This window comes from Paenibacillus sp. Aloe-11, from assembly GCF_000245715.1.
Lineage (GTDB): Bacteria > Bacillota > Bacilli > Paenibacillales > Paenibacillaceae > Paenibacillus > Paenibacillus kribbensis.
Window position 1 is genome coordinate 32,752 of the sequence record NZ_JH601040.1, and the last position, 230, is coordinate 32,981.

The following is a 230-nucleotide window of genomic DNA, read 5'->3' on the forward strand; positions in this document are numbered from 1 at the left end:
TGGACGTCACAATCCAGGCGCAAATCCTGGAGCTGCTCAAGACATTGAAGCAGCAATCCGACATGGCGATCGCCCTGATCACCCATGATTTGGGCGTCGTCGCCCAGGTGTGCAGCCGTGTCATCGTCATGTACGGCGGCATGGTGATGGAGGAAGGGCGCGTGGACGATATCTTCTATCGTCCGGCCCACCCGTATACGCAGGGCCTGCTGCGTTCTGTGCCTCAGCGC

General features: G+C 60.0%; 1 protein-coding gene. It reads left to right on the forward strand.

Going from position 1 to position 230, the window contains the following annotated elements; all coding sequences use genetic code 11:
• Positions 1–230: ABC transporter ATP-binding protein (locus WG8_RS27645; RefSeq protein ID WP_007428252.1), on the forward strand; the 230-nt coding region annotated here is incomplete at both ends.